The 20,190-nt window shown below is 30.0% G+C and carries 17 protein-coding genes; 2 read left to right on the top strand and 15 right to left on the bottom strand.

All coding sequences use genetic code 11. The features are described 5' to 3' along the window. Window positions 1-309 precede the first annotated feature (309 nt). The 13 genes from B3086_RS13575 to yabG form a co-directional block, all read right to left on the bottom strand. Window positions 310-1,248 carry a sigma-54 interaction domain-containing protein gene (locus B3086_RS13575; protein WP_346846992.1) on the bottom strand — a complete coding sequence of 313 codons (939 nt, stop codon included), beginning with the start codon at window positions 1,246-1,248 and terminating at the stop codon, window positions 310-312. A gap of 75 nt (window positions 1,249-1,323) precedes the next feature. Beyond that, entirely contained in the window at window positions 1,324-1,740 is a 417-nt protein-coding gene (locus B3086_RS13570) for a DUF1934 domain-containing protein (RefSeq protein ID WP_346846991.1), read from the bottom strand. A gap of 86 nt (window positions 1,741-1,826) precedes the next feature. After that, the gene (locus tag B3086_RS13565; protein WP_346846990.1) at window positions 1,827-2,807 is read right to left on the bottom strand and encodes a tRNA 4-thiouridine(8) synthase ThiI; all 981 of its coding nucleotides are present in this window, start codon (window positions 2,805-2,807) and stop codon (window positions 1,827-1,829) included. 180 nt (window positions 2,808-2,987) lie between these two features. Continuing rightward, a complete protein-coding gene (locus B3086_RS13560; protein WP_346846989.1) occupies window positions 2,988-4,010 on the bottom strand; it encodes a D-alanine--D-alanine ligase family protein in 1,023 nt (340 codons plus the stop codon). A 120-nt stretch (window positions 4,011-4,130) separates the two neighbouring features. After that, the gene (spoIIR, locus tag B3086_RS13555; protein ID WP_346846988.1) at window positions 4,131-4,862 is read right to left on the bottom strand and encodes a stage II sporulation protein R; all 732 of its coding nucleotides are present in this window, start codon (window positions 4,860-4,862) and stop codon (window positions 4,131-4,133) included. Window positions 4,863-4,975: 113 nt separating this feature from the next. Next, complete coding sequence (locus tag B3086_RS13550) at window positions 4,976-6,154, bottom strand: Ger(x)C family spore germination protein (protein ID WP_346846987.1); 1,179 nt, start codon at window positions 6,152-6,154, stop codon at window positions 4,976-4,978. Beyond that, on the bottom strand, window positions 6,144-7,244 hold the full coding sequence (locus B3086_RS13545; protein WP_346877566.1) for a GerAB/ArcD/ProY family transporter: 1,101 nt from the start codon (window positions 7,242-7,244) through the stop codon (window positions 6,144-6,146). Before B3086_RS13545 ends, B3086_RS13550 begins: the two co-directional genes overlap by 11 nt. Window positions 7,245-7,272: 28 nt before the next feature. Then, entirely contained in the window at window positions 7,273-8,757 is a 1,485-nt protein-coding gene (locus B3086_RS13540; protein WP_346893635.1) for a spore germination protein, read from the bottom strand. A gap of 64 nt (window positions 8,758-8,821) precedes the next feature. Continuing rightward, window positions 8,822-9,022, bottom strand: a complete 201-nt coding sequence (locus B3086_RS13535; RefSeq protein WP_346846984.1) for a CLC_0170 family protein — start codon at window positions 9,020-9,022, stop codon at window positions 8,822-8,824. 232 nt (window positions 9,023-9,254) lie between these two features. Next, on the bottom strand, window positions 9,255-10,097 hold the full coding sequence (gene ispE, locus B3086_RS13530; protein WP_346846983.1) for a 4-(cytidine 5'-diphospho)-2-C-methyl-D-erythritol kinase: 843 nt from the start codon (window positions 10,095-10,097) through the stop codon (window positions 9,255-9,257). A 176-nt stretch (window positions 10,098-10,273) separates the two neighbouring features. Continuing rightward, window positions 10,274-11,836 (bottom strand): DUF3794 and LysM peptidoglycan-binding domain-containing protein, encoded by a 1,563-nt coding sequence (locus B3086_RS13525; protein WP_346879772.1) that lies wholly within the window; start codon window positions 11,834-11,836, stop codon window positions 10,274-10,276. A gap of 310 nt (window positions 11,837-12,146) precedes the next feature. After that, window positions 12,147-12,383 carry a Veg family protein gene (locus B3086_RS13520; protein ID WP_035134339.1) on the bottom strand — a complete coding sequence of 79 codons (237 nt, stop codon included), beginning with the start codon at window positions 12,381-12,383 and terminating at the stop codon, window positions 12,147-12,149. Between the two features lie 634 nt (window positions 12,384-13,017). Further along, window positions 13,018-13,926, bottom strand: a complete 909-nt coding sequence (gene yabG / locus B3086_RS13515; protein WP_346846979.1) for a sporulation peptidase YabG — start codon at window positions 13,924-13,926, stop codon at window positions 13,018-13,020. 206 nt (window positions 13,927-14,132) lie between these two features. Here yabG and adhE point away from each other — a divergent pair, with 206 nt between their 5' ends. After that, complete coding sequence (gene adhE / locus B3086_RS13510; protein ID WP_346879773.1) at window positions 14,133-16,769, top strand: bifunctional acetaldehyde-CoA/alcohol dehydrogenase; 2,637 nt, start codon at window positions 14,133-14,135, stop codon at window positions 16,767-16,769. Window positions 16,770-16,848: 79 nt separating this feature from the next. Here adhE and B3086_RS13505 read toward each other — a convergent pair whose 3' ends face one another. Further along, window positions 16,849-17,850 (bottom strand): CotS family spore coat protein, encoded by a 1,002-nt coding sequence (locus B3086_RS13505; protein WP_346846977.1) that lies wholly within the window; start codon window positions 17,848-17,850, stop codon window positions 16,849-16,851. A 118-nt stretch (window positions 17,851-17,968) separates the two neighbouring features. On the opposite strand from B3086_RS13505, the gene B3086_RS13500 reads away from it, so the two are divergent. Continuing rightward, window positions 17,969-19,108, top strand: a complete 1,140-nt coding sequence (locus B3086_RS13500; protein WP_346879774.1) for a glycosyltransferase family 1 protein — start codon at window positions 17,969-17,971, stop codon at window positions 19,106-19,108. A gap of 34 nt (window positions 19,109-19,142) precedes the next feature. Here B3086_RS13500 and B3086_RS13495 read toward each other — a convergent pair whose 3' ends face one another. Next, the gene (locus B3086_RS13495; RefSeq protein ID WP_346879775.1) at window positions 19,143-20,180 is read right to left on the bottom strand and encodes a CotS family spore coat protein; all 1,038 of its coding nucleotides are present in this window, start codon (window positions 20,178-20,180) and stop codon (window positions 19,143-19,145) included. Window positions 20,181-20,190: the final 10 nt, after the last annotated feature.

Here is a 20,190-nt window from a genome sequence, read left to right as displayed (position 1 = left end):
GATATTATTTATAAATGATAGAAGTTTGAAGCTTTCTTTTAAAATGTATTAAAATTTTGTATTGTTTATTTTATTTGTTTAATCTATTCATATAATTATATATAACTAAACTTGCTGTAGTATAGATTTTACTATATAAGTATACACTATATTTTCAAAAAATCTATTACCAACTAAAATATTTATTGTTATATCAATAAATATTTTACTTTAAATTGAAAAATCTAAGAACTCTGTTTATTATTTTAACCAAATATTTCTATACATATACAGAACTAAGCTATTTAAATAATCTATAATAATTTAAAACTACTTATCCTTATCTATCAAATCCATTATATTATACTTAGTTATTTTATATTGAAGTGTTTGCCTTGGTATATTAAGAAATTTACTTGCTTTACTTACATTATTACTATGAATAATTAAAGCTTCCTTTATATATTTAATTTCCATATTCACAAGTTTATCTTTAAGGGACAAACTTTCAATAATATTTCCTAATTGCAAATCAGATATTTCAATAATTCCATGCCTTTTATAATTTAAAGCACCTTCGATTATATGTTCTAATTCTCTCACATTTCCATCATAGTCTTTTTTCATTAAAATTTCTAATGCATAACTATCTATTCCATTAACATTAGTACCTAATCTTTTATTATGCTTTTCTATAAACATTGATACAAGTATAGGTATGTCTTCTTTTCTAGAATTTAATTCAGGCATATTAATTCTTATAACATTAAGTCTATAGTATAAATCTTTTCTTAATTTATTGCTCTTAACTAAAAAATCAGGATTCTCATTTACTGATGCTATTATTCTTATATCTGTTTTTCTAGTGTTAGTCTCACCGATTCTTCTAAATTCTCCTTCTTGAAGAACCCTTAAGAACTTTCCTTGAAACATTATATCCATAGAATTTAACTCATCTAAATACAAAGTACCACCATTGGCTATATCAAATAACCCTTCTGACTCTATAGCTCCAGTAAAACCACCTTTTCCTACTCCAAAAAAAATACTCTCTAATAAATTGTCTGGAATTGCAGCACAGTTCTGTGCTATAAAGGGCTTTTTTCTTCTTATTGAACTATTATGTATAGCTTGTACTATCAATTCTTTGCCTGTGCCAGTATCACCATAAACGAAAATTGGAGATTTTGAATTACATACCTTCATAGCTAATTCTTTAACATTTCTTATTTCTTTACTATTCCCAATTATATCTTCAAAGCTATACAAAATTCACAACTCCTTTAATAATAGAAGCTATGCATTATATAATTATGCATAGCTTCTAAGTAAAACATTTTTGTACTATTTAACATTTATGGTAGCTACAAGCTTAGTATTAATAATTTGGTCTTTGGCTATTATTACATCATAGTCAACTTTTACTTTTCCACCAGCTTCATTAATATCTATGTTTACATCATTAGTTTTAATTTTAATAGATAATCCACCATGAGGAGTATTATAAAGAATAGACGAACTACTCCCATTTTTAAACTCCATATTAGTATTTACATCCCCTTCTCTTATAAGATTAAAATAATTTTCACCTATTCTAAAAGTAGTTAACGTATCCCCTAACCCCGAAAGTTCTGTTTCTTCATACGTAGCAACATACTCATCATCTTCTTTGAAAAATGATCCTGGACTAACAATTTCAATGCATTCATCCTCATCATTATTCTGTATACTACTTACTCTAATTATAGCATCCTTATCCATAATATTTACCTCTATTCTTCCTAAGAATCTTATTTAAAATATATTTAAACTCTAAGGCTATTTTATTTACTCTTCTAAAAACTTTTCTATATAAGATAAGAATTTATTTCCTCATCAGTTGCACAAGTCTCTTCTACAATCCTGTGATCCTTACTTCCAAACTCTGAATATCTAACAGTGACCTTTGGTTCATCTTTACCTTTACTATATCTTATAGCAATCTTAGCTGCAATAGATATTACTTCTTCTGTAGCTTCACCTATAATTACTATCATAGAACCATTAAAGTCCTGAACTAATAGTATTGTATCACCTTCCTTAAGAAGACTTTTTATCATTTCTCCTTCTTCTTGAGTTCTTGTAGATATAACCTTAGCCTTAGGTGTAACTCTAAAATGACGACCTATTCTAAGTAATTCAAGCTCTCTTTCCTCTGGATTTTGGTTATGAGATAAAAGTTCTTTTAACCTAACAGAATAATTTGGCTCTGTTAATTTGCATCCTCCTGCTGGTGATGGATATTCCTTTATACCCCACTTATCAGCAAGCTCCATTTGAATCTTTCTTCCTCTACCTTGAATATTTAAAAGTCTTTCCCTATCTACAAGGCCATTCTCTTCCATCTCTGTAGGTTTAAGATTTTTAGCACAAAGAGGACGAAGAATTTTGCTTCCTATTCCACTTTCATTCTTAACTTTATCTAATGCACTTCTATTTTGAGACATAGGTCTTTGATTTAAAACCTCTCCAGTTATAATAAAATCTGCATCTAATTTTTCTAAGAGTTGTCCACAGTACTTCATCATCATAGCATGACAATCAATACAAGGATTCATATTTTTCCCATATCCGTTTTTAGGATTTTTAACCATCTTAAAATGTTCTTCCTTAAAATCTACTACTTCTAAAGGAATATCTATCTGTTTTACCATTCTTCTTGCATTTTCTTCGTTAAAAAAATAAGATTTAAAGCATATTCCAATAACCTCAATTCCTTGATCTTTAATTAACTTTGCTGCAAGAATACTATCTAAACCGCCTGAAACCATAGCTAATGCTCTTGTCATTTTTTTCTTCACCTAACTCTCTTAGTTTCTTTATCTTGTATCTTTTACTCTAATCTATAGTATATTAATCTCTTTATATCACATTAACTTATAGAAATATTAAAAATAACACATATAATAATATTACTATTTTCTTTTATTACTAGCAACTTGAAAGTAATGGTTAGTAAATTTTACTTACTAACCTCTTTCAACTGCCAATTCAATTAATCTATCTATAAGATTACTATAGGATAACCCTGTAGCTTCCCACATTTTAGGGTACATGCTTATACTTGTGAAGCCTGGTATAGTGTTTACTTCATTTAAATATATTTCTCCACTTTCCTTATCTACTAAAAAGTCCACTCTAGCCATGCCTGCACAATCTAATTTCTTATAAATTTTAAGGGATAAACTTCTTATAGTAGCCATCTCTTCATCATTTAAATTAGCTGGAATTAAAAGTTTAGATTCTGCATTAGAATACTTAGCTTCATAATCATAAAATTCCTTAGCTGGAATTATCTCTCCTGGAACTGAAGCTTTAGGGTCATCATTTCCAAGTACAGAAACTTCTATTTCCCTAGCATTTAATCCTTCCTCCACAAGAATCTTTCTATCATGTTTTAAAGCTTCTATTAATCCATTTTCAAGACTTTCTCTATCATGAGCTTTGGTTATTCCTACCGAAGAACCACTGTTAGCTGGTTTTACAAAACAAGGATATCCTAGCTTATGTTCAATTTTATTTATAAATTTCTCACTATCATTTCCATAATCAAAGGCATTTACCACTACATAGTCTGCTTGTTTTATACCTTCATGTTCTAAAAGATATTTCGTATAAACCTTATCCATACATACAGCTGAACTCATAACTGAAGGACCTACACATGGTAATTTCATAAGTTTACATAGCCCTTGAATAGTACCATCCTCACCATACATACCATGAAGTACAGGAAAAACTACGTCTACCTCTTTATTTAGTAATAATTTAATTCCATCTTCAACTTGATTTTTATAGTCTTCTTCCCATTTTCCATTTCCTATATTCTCTATATCACCTTTATAAAGAAACCATTTTCCCTCTTTGGTTATACCTACTGGAAATATACTATATTTTTCTTTATCTATATGATTTAGAACAGATGTTGCCGATACCCTAGACACCTCATGTTCTGTTGATTGTCCTCCAAATAGTATCGCTACCTTCTTCATATTTATCACTCCTAACAATAATTTTATCCTTGGTACAATCTATTCACTGTAAAATTAAATAGTGAACATAAATAAATTATACTCCTTATATTTTATATATGTTCACTACCATATTCAATATTATTTAAACAGATTTTTCAATATATCTTCTATTTTAAATTTTATTACTATATTATCATCTTCCGTATTATCCGCTAAAGCATCACTTACTTCTTTAATCTCTTCTATTTTTTCACTACTAACATTTTCTGAATTAGTGTTATCCACCATATTGAATTCTTCATCATCTAAAACTTTTTTCATTTCCTCTTCAGTCTCTTCATAGGCAACTTCACCTTTTGTTATATCTACAAAACATATAGGAGGAAACATAACACACCACCAATTTTGGCCTTCACCAGTTCCAATTATTATTCTATATGCTTCATATTCTCCTTGAGGCAAAGTAATATTACCATAGGTTTTAACAGGAAAGTTCTCTTTATCTAGGGTAGATTCTACAGAATAGTCATAACCATTTTCTTTTATAACTTCTCTAGCTATCTCAAGAACTTTTTCGTTTTCCCTATTTAAAATCTCTCTTGATTCTTCTATATTCTTACTGTCTTTTAAAAGTGGTTGTACATATTCTAAAACTTTATCTCTAACTTTAAGCTTTAAATTTTGATCTTTCTCACTATCACTATTAGCAATAACGTGAAACCTAATTAACTTTCCTGATATATCATCTATTGAAACATTATTAGACATCTTATTTTCAGAAATAAAATTAGCTGCTTCAACTCCCTGTACCTTAACTAAAAGTATAACTATAAAAAATATGGTAACAACTATAGATATAATTTTTTTCATTGTTTCTTCCTCCTAAAACTTAAAATCATATCTTAATTGTTACCACATGGACAAGTTATATTCACTTTTAATAATATTTTTATTAATATTTTAGAACATCATACTTTTAATATTTAATTTGATAACCCTATATTTCTTATATCATTGTTTACTTCAATAGATATTTCTGCATTTTCAAGAGCCTGTGGCCAGTTATCTTTTACTTCATTCCAAATTCCTTTATGAAACCTTCTTATATCACTTCCAATATCTAATACATCTACCTTTAAATTATTTCTAGTAAAATCTATAAGCTCTTGGAAATCCTTTTTCATAGACTCATTAAATTGTTGTTCAATCTCCTTTATAACCTCACTATCTAAAGATTCAGCTTTAGAATAATACCCCTTTAAAGTACCTTCTGTATCAATGGTGTACTTAAGCTTTAATTTATTATCTTTATAATCTATATGTAAATCTCTATCTACATTTTTTATATAGTAGTCTATATTATGCCCTTCTTTATTTATAGCCTTTCTACAAGAACCAATATCTCCTCTAAGTATTTGAATATCTGTCATCTGATTATTATCTAAATAATCCTTTATGGTAAAATCTTTTATAACAGCCATACCTGTAAGCTGTATATCTTTTTCATTTTCAAGGGAAAAGACTGGTAACGCACTGGAATTGTAAGATTTAACCATGTCTATATATTTTGTTAAATTTACAGGTGCTACTGTCCCATTTTTACTACTGTTACCCATAAGACTAGTAATATAATTATCAATATTTTCTTCAGTTACAGGCTTAACTTCTACATAATCCTTGGCCTTTCCTTTAACTATAGTCATCATAATTGTTCTATTTAAACTTGGTTCTCTTTCAATATAATCCATTACTTCTTGTAAAACTTCAGGATACTTAAATAAGTCTTCACTTAAAAGTAATAGTTTACTATGTCCAAAGTGAAGAGTTCTACTACTCTTTGCAAGAGCTTTAAAGTATGTATCCGTCATTGAATACCCTTCTACCGTTATAGAAAGTTCTGAAGCAGTACCCTTTTTAGAATCCATATTTCTAATGTCTGGAAATCCATAAGTAACTCTTAATGTATTATTTTTTTCAATACTCTCTTCTGATGTATTCTCCTTAGAATTTATTATTTCACTCCTAGCTTTAATATCTTCACCTACATCTATTGCTATGGTAGATACAAAGGCTTTTCTATCAATCTCTACACTATCCCAACATCCAGTAAGAAGTAAAGATATCATCATTATAGGAATAAGTTTTATTATCTTATTCTTCACTTTGCATCCTCCTTTTCTTTATATAGCTTAATAATAGAGTTATTCCTATCACAACTATAATTGTTGTAATAAAACCAATTCTTAAATAGCCAAACTTAAAATTTCTTACTTCTATAATACTTTTAGGTATCATAGCTGCTAAATATACTATAGGAACATATATCATAGATGACGTTCTAATATCATCTAAATTAAGACTCTCTTTTAATATGGAAGAAGCAAAGTAATATATATTAGCAAAGGATGTAAAATAGAATATTACCCACAAGGACATAACTAAACCATCCCATTTTTCCAAAAATCCACTTCTTGAACTTATAGATTGTAGCATTGTTATGGTTGGGAATATACTTTCAGCAGTTTGTACTGATGATAAAGTAGCAGACACTAAGATAAATATTATCACATAGAACAGACCTACAAAAAGACTACTTCTTCTCAAAATAGGACCAATCTTTCCTTTTTCTCTTACATAGGGTATCAAAATAAAAGCAATAGAAAAGCCATTAAATAGAAATAGCATTTCAAAACTAGATATAAAGTAGTTTTGAATAGGCGAAGCACCTATTGGTAAAAGATTTTTAAAATTTGCTTCAGGTAAAGTTAACAATAAAATTATTGCTAAAGGTAAAAACATAACCCAGAAGGCTATTTCATTAAAATGTACCACATTAACAAGGCCTCCACGACTTAAATACATTCCTATAAATATAAATGTTATTATTATTACTTCAGTAGGTGTGTTAACTAAAAGATACATGGTTATAACCTCAGAAAATACCCTAAGAGAAAATGCTAAAACAATTATTATCACCAATGAATATATTAAAGATATTATTGTTCCTAAAACCCCTCCATAGGTATCTTTTAATATAGGTGTAATATCCTTATATTTATTTATTTTAACTATTTCATATATACAAAAAAGAATTAAACAAATTGCAATTCCTGCTATTATTGCAGATATCCAACTATCCGCTCCTACATATTTAGCTACAATAGCGGGAGCATAAAAAACACCTACCCCTATCATGGATACTGATAGGCTAGCAAAGAGTGCAAATTCTTCAATAAATCCTTTATTTTTCATATTTCAACCTCCCAGCTATGGTAACACCTTATTTAGTACCACCTTGTCTTTTAGTTTTCTGTCTCACTTCATCTCGTGGCTTTAAGAAATGTGGCCTATCCTTAAAGACTTTAAGCGGCATTCTTACATATAGATCCTTTAAATCACTCCAAATTAAATCTACTGCTGGAGCAAGGTAAGGTATTCCAAAACTTTTTATTCTCGTTAAATGAATTATTAAGAATATAATACCTAGCATTATTCCATACAAACCAAAAACTGCTGCTAGAATAATAATCATTATTCTAAAATAAGTAAAGGCCGAAGTTACTGTATAGTTAGGTATTAAAAATGTTGTTATTGCTGTAAGTCCTAAAACTATAACCATTATAGGACTAACGAGTCCTGCCTCTACAGCTGATTGACCTATTATAAGTCCTCCAACTATACCAATAGTAGAACCAACTGGTTTCGGTAATTTTATAATAGCTTCAACTAAAAAGGCTAAACTAGCTTCCATGAGTAATACCTCTACATAGGCAGCAAAGGGTACTCCCTCTCTAGATGAAGCTATAGTATATGCTAGTTTTGTAGGAATTAAGTCTGTGTGAAATGTGGTTACAGCTACATACAAAGCGGGTAAAACTAAAGATACCAGTATTCCTACAATTCTGATGAACCTTACCATACTTCCACTTATCCAACTTGTATAGTAATCATCTGGTGATTGAAAGAAATCCACTAACACCGCTGGAACAATTAATGCAAAAGGTGAGCCATCTACAATTATTCCTATTCTTCCTTCATATAAAGCAGCAGCTACCACATCTGGTCTTTCAGTACTTTGCACTTGAGGAAATGGAGTTCTATCATTATCTTCAATAAATTGCTCAACATAACCACTATCTAAAATTGCATCAATATCAATTCTATCTAATCTTCTCTTCAATTCTTCTAATACATCAGTATTTACTATGTCATCTATGTATACTATAACCATATCGGTTTTAGATCTAACACCACATTGTCTTCCCTCAATTTTAAGGCCTACATCCCTAATTCTTCTTCTAAGAAGTGCTGTATTAAACCTAATAGTTTCTGTAAAACCTTCTCTAGATCCACGTATTACAGTTTCTCCTGAGGGTTCACCAACTCCACGATTAGGCCAAGCTCTATTAGCTACCACTAATGCTCCTTGTAGGTTATCTATTAAAACTAAACTTTCACCTGATAATATTGCAGTAATTCCATCACTTAACTTATTAACTTCTCTCATATCAGATATAGCTATAATTCGATCTTTTATCTCCTTAGAATCAGTTACATTTCCACTCATCTTCATCATAGGTTCAAGTAAAAAATCATTTAATAATTCCTTATCTGCCATACCATCTATATATATGACTCCACAAAGAATGTCTCCAAACTTAAATTCCCTAAATACCATGTCGGATGTATCTTTAAATAATTTCTTAAGATAATCCATATTCTCTCTTGTGCTATTAGAAATATGTTCACGAATTTGATCCTTCATATAGATATCTCCTTCCCTTCAGTGCCACAAAATTAAAAATCTAATTTCTTCTGTATCTATTATTTTAGATAACGATTCCTCTCAGAATAAACATTCCAACCACAACTAACATCATAGCTATCCCAATTACTAAACTTTGTTTTTTAGCTTTTTGCTTATCCTCTCTTGAAAAATACCTTACATCGCTACCTACCATCATATACCCAGATACTAATATTAGTATTACTAGGTATATATCAAATCTTTCAATTAAAAGTCTCATCATAAATTATCATCCTTCAAATTTATATTTTAATTTATCAGCTATCTGGAACCTTAACAATTTCCTGCAAACCTAGTTTTACCTTAATATAAAGTTTATATTCATAAACAGAATTCTTTGCATAAACCTTTAACCTTCTTAAAATCTAATTTAACGAAAAAAATAAGAGTGCAATTCTCCTTGAATCACGCTCTTATCTCTAATTATATTATGGCTATTATTTTCTAAAGAAATTCTAGATGGTTCTTGTAACAAAAACCTCTTTATACTGTTCCAGTAACCTATCCGCACACTGATTTGCTTTATTAATGTCATTAAAAAAGCCGAAAACAGTAGGTCCACTTCCACTCATCATTGCTCCTAGTGCGCCTTCTTTGCACATAAAGTCCTTTATATCCTCAATTTCCTTATGATCCTTTATTGTTACAAGCTCTAGTAAATTCATCATATTATCAGCTACATATTTAACATCATCCCTAGCCATAGCTTTTATAACACCTTCCACATTAGGATGAACCTTTACCTCATTAAGCTTAAAACCCTTATAAGTATCCACTGTAGATACCCCAAAGTTGGGCTTAACAACTACCATTAGTTTATCTTTAAAATCCTTAAGGGGAGTTATAACTTCTCCAATCCCTTCACAAAGAGCCGTTCCCCCTTCTATACAATATGGTACATCTGCTCCTAGTTTAACTCCAAGTAATCTAAGCTCTTCATTACTAACATTAGGTTTATATATATCCCTCATAGCTCTTAAAGCTGCTGCTGCATCAGTACTTCCTCCTGCCATGCCAGCTTCTACAGGAATATTCTTTTCAATATGAACTTCCATCTCTCTTTTTATGCCATAGGTATCACAAAATAACTCTATTGCTTTATACACAAGGTTTTTATTATCTGTAGGGACAAACTCCTTATTACTTGTAATATGTATTCCTTCTGCTCCTTTATTAAAAGTTAATTCATCATATATATTAACAGTTTGCATAATCATCCTTAAAAGATGATATCCATCTTCTCTTTTCCCAATAATATCAAGGACTATATTTACTTTACCATAAGCTTTTACCTTCATCTATTCATACACCTCACTACAAATGAGAATAATCCTTTTTACTCTTTACGTCAAGAACTCTGTTTATAAGTGTGATACTCAGCTTATCAAAATAAAATGCCATGAAGTATAGAGCTAATACTACCCTTCATGGCATTTCTACTTAATAAATATTAAATATATCTAATTTAAAATCTTTAAACTGTAGCTCTTCCTGGTATAATTAATTTCTGAGATGGCTTAACTTCTTCCCCCTCAGCTAATTCATTAATATTCATAATTTCATCAACTGTAGTCAAGTATTTCTTAGCTATGCTCCAAAGCGTATCCTCTGGCTGAACTACATATATTATTATACTTGCTTTTTTCTCTGGAACTTCACCATCATTAATTGCCATGTTAACAACAAATTTATTTTTAATATTGTAATATGCCTTACAATGAACTTTAACAATGGCTCTAATAGATACATTTCCAGCTTCTAAACTTCCCTCTATCATCTCTAGAGATATATTAGCATTTGCTTGCATATTTGGATTTGTTCCAGCTATATCAACCTTGCAACTAAAAGGAATCTCATCCTCTACAGTAACTAAATACTGCTCTTCATCCTCAGTTGAATATAAAACATCAACCTTTAATAATCCTTCAATTTCTATCTTATCATTTTTAATATTTTTGTCAGTAATAGATACATTTCCTGTAGTCATTATAACTTTAATTGGTTTTAAATCATCATTCTTTACGTCAATATCTCCTTTAACCAAACTTTCAGTATATCCATGACCTTGTATCACATTAATATTATTTTCTTTAATATCCATGTTTAATAGTTTTGTAGGGCAATATACATCTTGTATAACTTCTACTTCTTCTTTATACATTACATGAGTAATAGCTTTAACTACAAATTCTACATCAATTACTCTGTTTTCACCCATATCATCTTGTATAACATCATATTCAAAGGATTGAACTTCAAATTCAGTGAAGTATTCCATATTTGGTTTTAACTCATCAACGGTAACTTCTTTATATAAAGGTACACTTTCTGAAACACAGAACAAATCTCTTCCATTCTTGCCTTTATATAATATAGCTACATTAGCCATAGCCTCTATCTTGAGTCCACCATCATATATTCTTACATCCTTCTTACCAATAGTAACGTCATATTTTATAACCTTTAGACACTCATTTTTATCCATGTCGATTTTAACTTCTGCTTTTCCAACTAATTCAGTTTCTATAGGTTCCATAACCTTATCTACAGTCATAGGATTCTTTAAAAACTGAATATCCTTTCCTTCATGTACATCTTTAACTATCTCAAAGGAATTTATATTATATCCATTGCACTTGCATATAATAAATCCTTGAATAGCTATCTTTCTTTCATTAATAATAACACAATCCATATGTTCAATGTTTAGCTCTATATCGCAATACATATTTGATTGGGCACCAATCATGTCAATAGACTCAAAAATGTTACCATTATATACTACTGAATGAGCTTCAGTAGCTCCTCCATCTTTAGCCATATAAAGGATAGTATACTGAAGTTGCCCCTCTAAATTTACCTTATCAGTTCCAACCTCTTTATTTGTTATCATAGGCTTTACATCTAACATTAGTATATTATCCACATCTGGTAGCGTATCAGGTATAACATATTCTTCCTTTATGAACATCTTTGTGTCATTTTCAGCTATTGATTGCTCATATTCTATATAGTCTTTTATCAAATCCAAATCCATAACTTTCCCTCCTAAAATACCTACTAATAATGTATATATGAGAATGTTATGAAATATAACTACTTATATTAAATTTTCTTAAAAGAATAATTATTTATCCGATGACTACCAGCTCTAATACTCCCATCTTTTTCAAAGCTGGAGTAAAGAGCTGCTATGTCCCTGGATAACGATTTCCCCTAAAGGACAACGAATTCTAAGTATCAAAAATACTGATACTAAGAATTCTGTTAGTAAAGCTTCGAAGAAGCTAAGAACTCTGTTTATACGCAAAATAAAAGAGGCATTCTTAAAAGAACACCTCTTCATTTTACCCTGCAAACACTAGCTGAACAGTTTTTGTTAGTACATCACTATAGCTATAACTAACAGTACGTTGCACATTATTATCAAGTCTAATTGTAAATATACTGTCATATGTTTTTTCCAAAACACCATCATTTACTACTACTTTACGTCTTCCTCCATTTGCCTTCAATGTCACTTTTTCGCCAACATGACTTTCGATATCTTTTTTTATCGTAGTCAATACATTTCCCATCTTCACAGTAGACACCCTCTTTCTAATATTTCCATAAAGGCTTCCAACTTTATTATAGCAGTTACCTCTCCTTATGTCAAGCAAACTAAATATTTTACAACATTTTAATAATACTTGTCAATGTTAAATATTCGTTAAATTTTTATGTATTATTTTGTTTTTTTAATCCTATGTCATTTATTTAGCTATAATGGCCAGAAACCAACTTGACATTATTATGTGTAGAATTTTTTAGAATATTCACATATAACTATATAAATCTATATTTTTAGATAAAAATGTATGGGAGTTTTAAAAAAATCTGTGGTATAAATTAAAACTATGCACTTTGCACTATTAAACCATACTGGATGTACCACAAAGAGCACCTAGAAACTTGATGTGACCCTTATAATTAAGTGTTTTATATTTTATAAATTTCTCCTGTTTTTATCAGCATTTTCTTAAATGTATCTTCATATATAAATATTTATATATGAAAATAGGTATATATAAACCTATATACCTATTTAACTTCATAACTATTTGCATATATAACTATATAACTAGTTAACTATTTGTTCTGTTCATGCGGGTTTCAGAGTTTTCACCCTATAAACATTATAGTTAAAATTATATAAATGACAACTAATTTTCTCATTTACTTTACATACTGAGATTTAGGATATCCTTCTCTGTATTTACCTCTAGTCTGTAATCCTCCTACCCCTTTAATACCTGTAATTGTATTTTTAATTACATCTTCAATATTTACTATATCTTCGATATTTGTGTAAGCTACCTTCTCACAAATTAATACTGGATCTAAACAATGGATGAGGACCCTACTGGGGGAAGATGCAAAGTTAGCGCCTGCATCAAGCAATGCTTCGTAGTTTGATTGACAGGCACCTGCAAAAATAACCAAATCATCATAATTTGAATTATAGCTTCTTAATAAAGAAACACATTCTACAAAGTATTTTGAGTTTCTATAGTTTCCAAGATCCATATAATCTGATATATTCTTACTCATTCCATCATGACCCGTAATTACAACTATATCTGGGTTTATTTCCTTTACTAAATCTAGTATCTGGGAGGGCTGATCCTTTTCTGCTATGACTTTACCTACAGCCTCAATGGATAATTGCTTATATGTTTTTAAACAAATATCTAGGTATTGAGGATCACCATCAATATGAAGAATTTTACCTGGTCTTCCAAAGAATAATTCACTATTTTTAAAAGATGTACCTTTCTTTTCTTTTCTGTTTATCTCAGTGTCTATAACTCTTAATGCAGCGGAACTCCCTCTTGTATATGACCTTGATAGTAAAACTTTCTTTAGAGCAGTATTTACTTTTTTATTAAATACTTTATCCTTCTCCCCAACTCCCTCACTGTCAATAACCTCTAAATCATCTTCTATGCTATCTGCCTCAATTCTTATATTTAACCCCTTTAATAAATATTTTTTAACACCCTCATCATCAATTTCTATATCTATTATTTTAAATACTATATCTTTATTATAAGATTTTCTTACTACTCTATCACCTATATTCACCTATATCTCTCCTCATGATTTCCTCTTTATATCATATGAACTTTACTTAATAATTGTGAGATATTAAACCTATGGAACTCGGTAAACAAATATAAAAATATAGTAAAAGATTGATAAAAATTTAACTAAATATGTTGAAATATTATTTTCATGGGTTATAATATAATTAGTTAAATAAATAACAAAGTTTAGGGGGTATATACTAAATGTCTACTGAAAAAATTGATACAAAATCTGTTAAGGAGTCTAAGAATGATTTCATTTCAAACTCTAGCAATTCAGCTGATAAAGCTATATCATCTGTGGATTCTGAAATTAATAACCTTGTTAAAAATGCTCGTGATGCCTACGAGGAATTTTTAACCTTTGATCAAAATTCCATAGATAATATAGTTAAAAAAATGACAATCTCTGCCCTAAGTAAACACCGTGAACTAGCTAAAATGGCTATAGATGAGACAGAAATGGGTGTATATGAAGATAAAATAACTAAAAATATATTTGCCTCTGAGTATGTATACAACAGTATAAAAGATTTAAAAACTGTGGGTATTGTGAATGAAGAAGAAGATTATATGGAAGTTGCAGAACCTATAGGCGTAGTAGCAGGAGTTACTCCAACTACTAATCCTACTTCCACTACAATCTTTAAATCCTTAATAGCTATAAAAACTAAAAATCCTATAATATTTAGCTTTCATCCTAGGGCTCAAAAATGCAGTATAGCTACTGCTAAGTTGCTTTTGGATGCAGCTATTAAAGCAGGTGCTCCTAAGAATTGTATTCAATGGATTAGTAGTCCTTCCATTGAAGGTTCACAAAAACTTATGCTTCATCCTGGAGTAGATATTATTCTTGCAACCGGTGGTCCTGGTATGGTTAAATCAGCTTACTCTACTGGAAAGCCAGCTCTTGGTGTTGGTGCAGGAAATGTTCCTTGCTATATAGAAAAAACAGCCAATATTAAAAGATCTGTTAATGACTTAGTACTATCAAAATCCTTTGATAATGGTACCATTTGTGCCTCAGAACAGGCAGTTATTATAGATAGAGAAATTAGTGATGAAGTAATTTCTCTCTTAAAAGAACGTAACTGTTACTTTCTTAATAAAGAAGAAATGTTAAAACTTCAAAAGGTTGCTATAGATGGAAAAAGGCAATCTATGAATCCAAACATAGTAGGTCAAGGAGCTACAAAAATCGCAGAAATGGCTAATATTAAAGTTCCAAAGGACACAAAGGTTCTAGTATGTGAACCTGGCGGAATCGGTGCAGATTATCCTCTTTCAAGAGAAAAGCTTAGTCCTATCCTTTCAATGTTTATAGTTGATAGTACTGAAGATGGAATAAAAGCCTCTGAAGATATGATTGCTTTTGGTGGTCTAGGTCACTCTGCTGTTCTTCATTCTACCAATGACCAGGTTATTGAGGAATTCTCTAGAAGAGTTAAGGTTGGTAGAATAATAATAAACTCTCCTTCCTCTCAAGGTGCTATAGGAGATATTTATAATGTAAATATTCCTTCATTAACTTTGGGTTGCGGAACCATGGGTAGAAATTCAACAACTCAAAATGTTAGTGCAAACAACTTAATAAATATTAAACGCGTAGCTAAAAGGAGAGTTAATATGCAATGGTTTAGAGTTCCGGAAAGAATTTTCTTTGAACCTGGGTCTCTTTCATACCTTGAAAAACTTAAGGGTAAAAGAGCCTTCATCGTAGCAGATAAATTCATGGATAGACTTGGATATGTATCTAAAGTAATGGGACATCTTAAGAAAGCTAACTTTGATGTAAATGTGTTTTTAGACGTAGAGCCAGACCCATCTACAGAAACTGTCATGAGGGGAACCGCTCAAATGAATAGCTTTGAACCGGATGTTATAATAGCCCTTGGTGGAGGGTCAGCAATGGATGCTGCTAAAGGTATGTGGCTCTTCTACGAAAATCCTGATATAGACTTTAATGGTCTTAAACTTAGATTTATGGATATAAGAAAAAGAGCTTTTAAGTTTCCTTCTCTAGGTAAAAAGTCTAGATTAGTTGCTATTCCTACAACCTCTGGAACTGGGTCTGAGGTTACAGCCTTTGCTGTTATAACTGATAAAGAGAATAATATAAAATATCCATTAGCAGATTATGAGCTAACCCCTGATATTGCTATAATAGATCCGGAGTTAGTTATGACTGTACCACCATCAGTTACAGCAGATACTGGGTTAGATGTTTTAACTCACGCTATAGAAGCTTATGTATCTGTCATGGCTTCCGATTATACGGATGCCTTAGCTCTTAAAGCTATAGAGATTGTTTTTAAATATCTACCTATTGCATATAAAGATGGAAGTAATGCTCTTGCTAGAGAAAAGATGCACAATGCTTCTTGTATTGCAGGTATGGCATTTACCAATGCATTTTTAGGAGTTAATCATAGTATAGCTCATAAATTAGGTTCAGAATTCCATATACCTCACGGAAGAGCAAATGCTATCATGCTTCCACACGTTATAAACTATAATGGAAGTAATCCAAGTAAGTTAGTAGCCTTCCCTAAATATGAATATTATAAAGCTCCTGAAAAGTTCATGGAAATAGCAAAGTTTTTAGGTTTAGCTCACTCTACCTGTGAAGAAGCTGTAAATAATTTGGTGGAAGCTATCAGAAACCTAATGCTAGAGTTAAATGTTCCAACTACCCTTAGTCAATGTGGTATTACTAAGGAGCATCTAGATTCTGTACTATATTCATTAGCCGATGAAGCTTTTGAAGATCAATGTACTATCTCAAACCCTAGACTACCTCTAGTTTCTGAAATTGCAGAACTAATTAAGGATGCCTTTTAATAAGGATTTAAATTAAAAATGAAAAGTTGTGGTATATCACATATTCCACAACTTTTTTATCTTCTCAAGGATAATCTCCTTAAATATTATAGAATTCTTTAAATTGTCTCATAAAACTTTCAAATTTTTCTCTTTCTTGTATAAGCTCCTCCATTTTCTTATTAAAAGTGTTTTGTACCCAATTTACTTCATTATAATAATACCTATTACATATTCTCCAATATCTTTGAGGGAACATCAAGAATGCATATAGCACCATATATTCATCATCTTCTATTGGAGATATTTCATTATAATTATCAATTATAAGCTTTGCTAACTCAAAATCCCATTCTCGTCTCTTTAAAACTTTAATCATAAAATTAGATAAATCAAAAGCTCTGACCTCTCTTTTACAGTAATCGAAATCTATTATACTTACTTCATTTTTTTCGTCTACTATTATATTGTGATAAGTAAAGTCATGATGACAAAAACTTTTTTCTTCCTCAGATATCCTACAAATATTATAATAATTAGATTGATTTAGAACCTCTAGGGCCTTTTGCCCTAAAACTTTATAATAATCCATTGATTTTATATAATTTAAATCAAACTCCGTCTTATGATTCCTTTTCTTTCTAACCATTTCTTTCATCTTATCAAAGGATTTTATTCTTTTTTCCATTAAATGAGGCCATCTTCCTAAGTCAGATTTTAATTTACTATTCTCAGATGGTTCATATCCCTTTGACGCTAAATGAAAATTAGCTAGAGCTCTAGATGCCAATATTAAATCATCATCACTATGGAAATCACATTCTCTCCCTTCTATCCATTGAGATAAAGTATAAATATCTTCGTTTACTAGAGCATATGGTTTTTCCTCTGTATTAAGATAATATCTATCTATGTTCTTAAACCCATTATTGTATAGATGTTCTTTAGCTCCATATACAAAGAATAATTTTTGAGTACCATAGCTTATTTTCTTTAAGCACCTGACACCTTTATTAGTTTTTAATTGATATACACCCTTATTAGGTTTAATATTTTCAATTTTAATATCAAATTGACGTTCAATTTCAAACTCTCTCATCATAATTTCGCACCCCCTCTATAATTTATATGTATCAACAGCATAATTTAGAATAGCCATAACATATTTGAGTTTAAGTGAATAGTATGGATTATAATACCTATTGTAAAGGAGCATTTATATGAATATTGGTATAGACATTAGAGCTGCCAAGTGGTACAGGGGTACAGGTATAGGAACTTATTCCTATCAGCTCATAAACGCTATTAATAAAATTGATACCTTAAATGAATACACCCTCTTTAGTGATTGTAATTCTACACCCATAAACTTTAACTCTAATTTTAAAATTTGCTCTACTCCTATTATAAATACTAATAATTTTTGGGAAAGTGTAAGTCTTCCTATAAATTTAAACAATGAAGATTTAAACATATATCATGTACCTCAAAATGGTATTGGCTTACCTTTGGATCATAATCTTCCTTTTGTTATCACTCTCCATGATACAATTCCAGCACATATGCCAGAAACAGTTGGTGATAAATATCTTAGTCTTTTTAACAGTTCCATGGAGAATATAGTAAATAGATGTGATGGTATAATTACTGTTTCTAATTTTTCTAAGGAAGATATATCAAAGGATTTTAATTTCCCAAAAGAAAAAATATATGTTACCTATTTAGCTAGTGAAGATATCTATAAACCCCTTGATAAAATTCTATGCAGTACTATAATAAAAAAATACTATTCTTTACCTAAAAATTATATTTTGTATACAGGTGGTTTCAGTCCTCGAAAGAATATTTCTGGCCTTATAGAAGCTTTTAGTAAAATTCATGGTAAACTACCTAATGAAATGAAATTAGTCATAGCAGGAACTAAGGGTAAATCCTATAGTATTTATAAGAATCTTTGTGAAAAGTTAAAAATTACTGACAAAGTCATATTTCCTGGTTTTATAGCAATGGAACATATGCCTTATCTATACAATAATGCAGCCCTTCTAGTTTATCCTTCCTTTTATGAAGGCTTTGGACTTCCTCCTCTAGAGGCTATGGCATGCGGTATTCCTGTAGTTGCATCCAATGTAACTTCTATGCCTGAAATTTTAGGTGACAGTGCACTACTATGCTCTCCCTATTCTATAGAGGAACTGGGAGAAAGTATTTTAAAGGCACTACTAGATAATGTATTGAGAAATGATTTAATTAATAAGGGTTTTATGAAAGTAAACTCTCTATCCTGGGAGAGAACCGCAATACAAACTCTAGATAGCTATAAAAAAATAACTTCATCAGATAAAAAGGAAGATACATAGAGTATCTTCCTTTTATGCTACATCCTAGGGGGGGCTAGGGTGTAGCCAATTTGTAAATATTTTTGAATGTTTCTACCATATCTTGTCTTTCCTCTATATCTTGCACTTTTTTTTGTATTTTATACAGGTAACTATTAAATTTCCAAAGTTTTTTTCTATAAAAATAATCTCTAGATATAGAGTAAAATCCTTCTGGGAATAATAACATTCCATAAAGCACTTCGTACTCTTCCTTTGATATAGGTGATATGGAATTATATTCTTTTATAATTTGTTTCAACATATTGAAGTCATAGCAACTATTCTTTGTGGTCTTATTTATAAAATTACATATATCATGAACTCTTAAATCTATTATGGAATAATCAAAATCTATAAAATATCCTTTATTATCCTTTATTAAAATATTGTGATAAGCTAAATCATGATGACAAAGAATAAAATTATTTTTCACCTTACATAGCTCCATGTAAGGTGACTTTTCTAATACTTCTATACTCTTTTTCATTCTTTCAAGGAAATAATCTACGTGAGTAAGAAATATTTCATGAAACTCATTTTTATTCTTATAACTTAAAGCCATAGTCTTCATATTTTCTAAATCCTGAAGCTTTTCCTTATAACTATTTATAAGTTTAAAACCTTTAAATCTGCTACAATCCTTAGAAAATCCTATGTCTCTTGATGCTTCATGCATCTCTGCTAGACTCCTAACTGCTATATTAATATCTAAAGGATTATTGTATTCACACTCTCTGCCTTCTATCAAATCCATAACTACATAGGTACTGTCCTTCCACACTGTGGTGATATGTCCCATATTATTTCGATAAAAATTTATGATTCTATCAAATCCATTGTTTGTTAGATAATCTATACCGTATACTATAAAATATAAATCTTCCTTGGTATAATCTATTTTCTTTAATATTTTATTTCCCTTATCTGTTAACAGAATAAATACCTTTCTTAATGGAATTACATCCGTTACTAAAAAATCATAACTATTAAAAAGTTTTATATCTAAGTTGTATTTACTAAGCCATTCCTTATAAGAAAATCTATTTTCCATAATCTTTCAG

This window comes from Clostridium sp. UBA871, from assembly GCF_002295255.1.
In the GTDB taxonomy this organism is placed as follows: domain Bacteria; phylum Bacillota; class Clostridia; order Clostridiales; family Clostridiaceae; genus Clostridium_J; species Clostridium_J sulfidigenes.
This window is presented reverse-complemented; position numbering and strand designations above follow the sequence as displayed.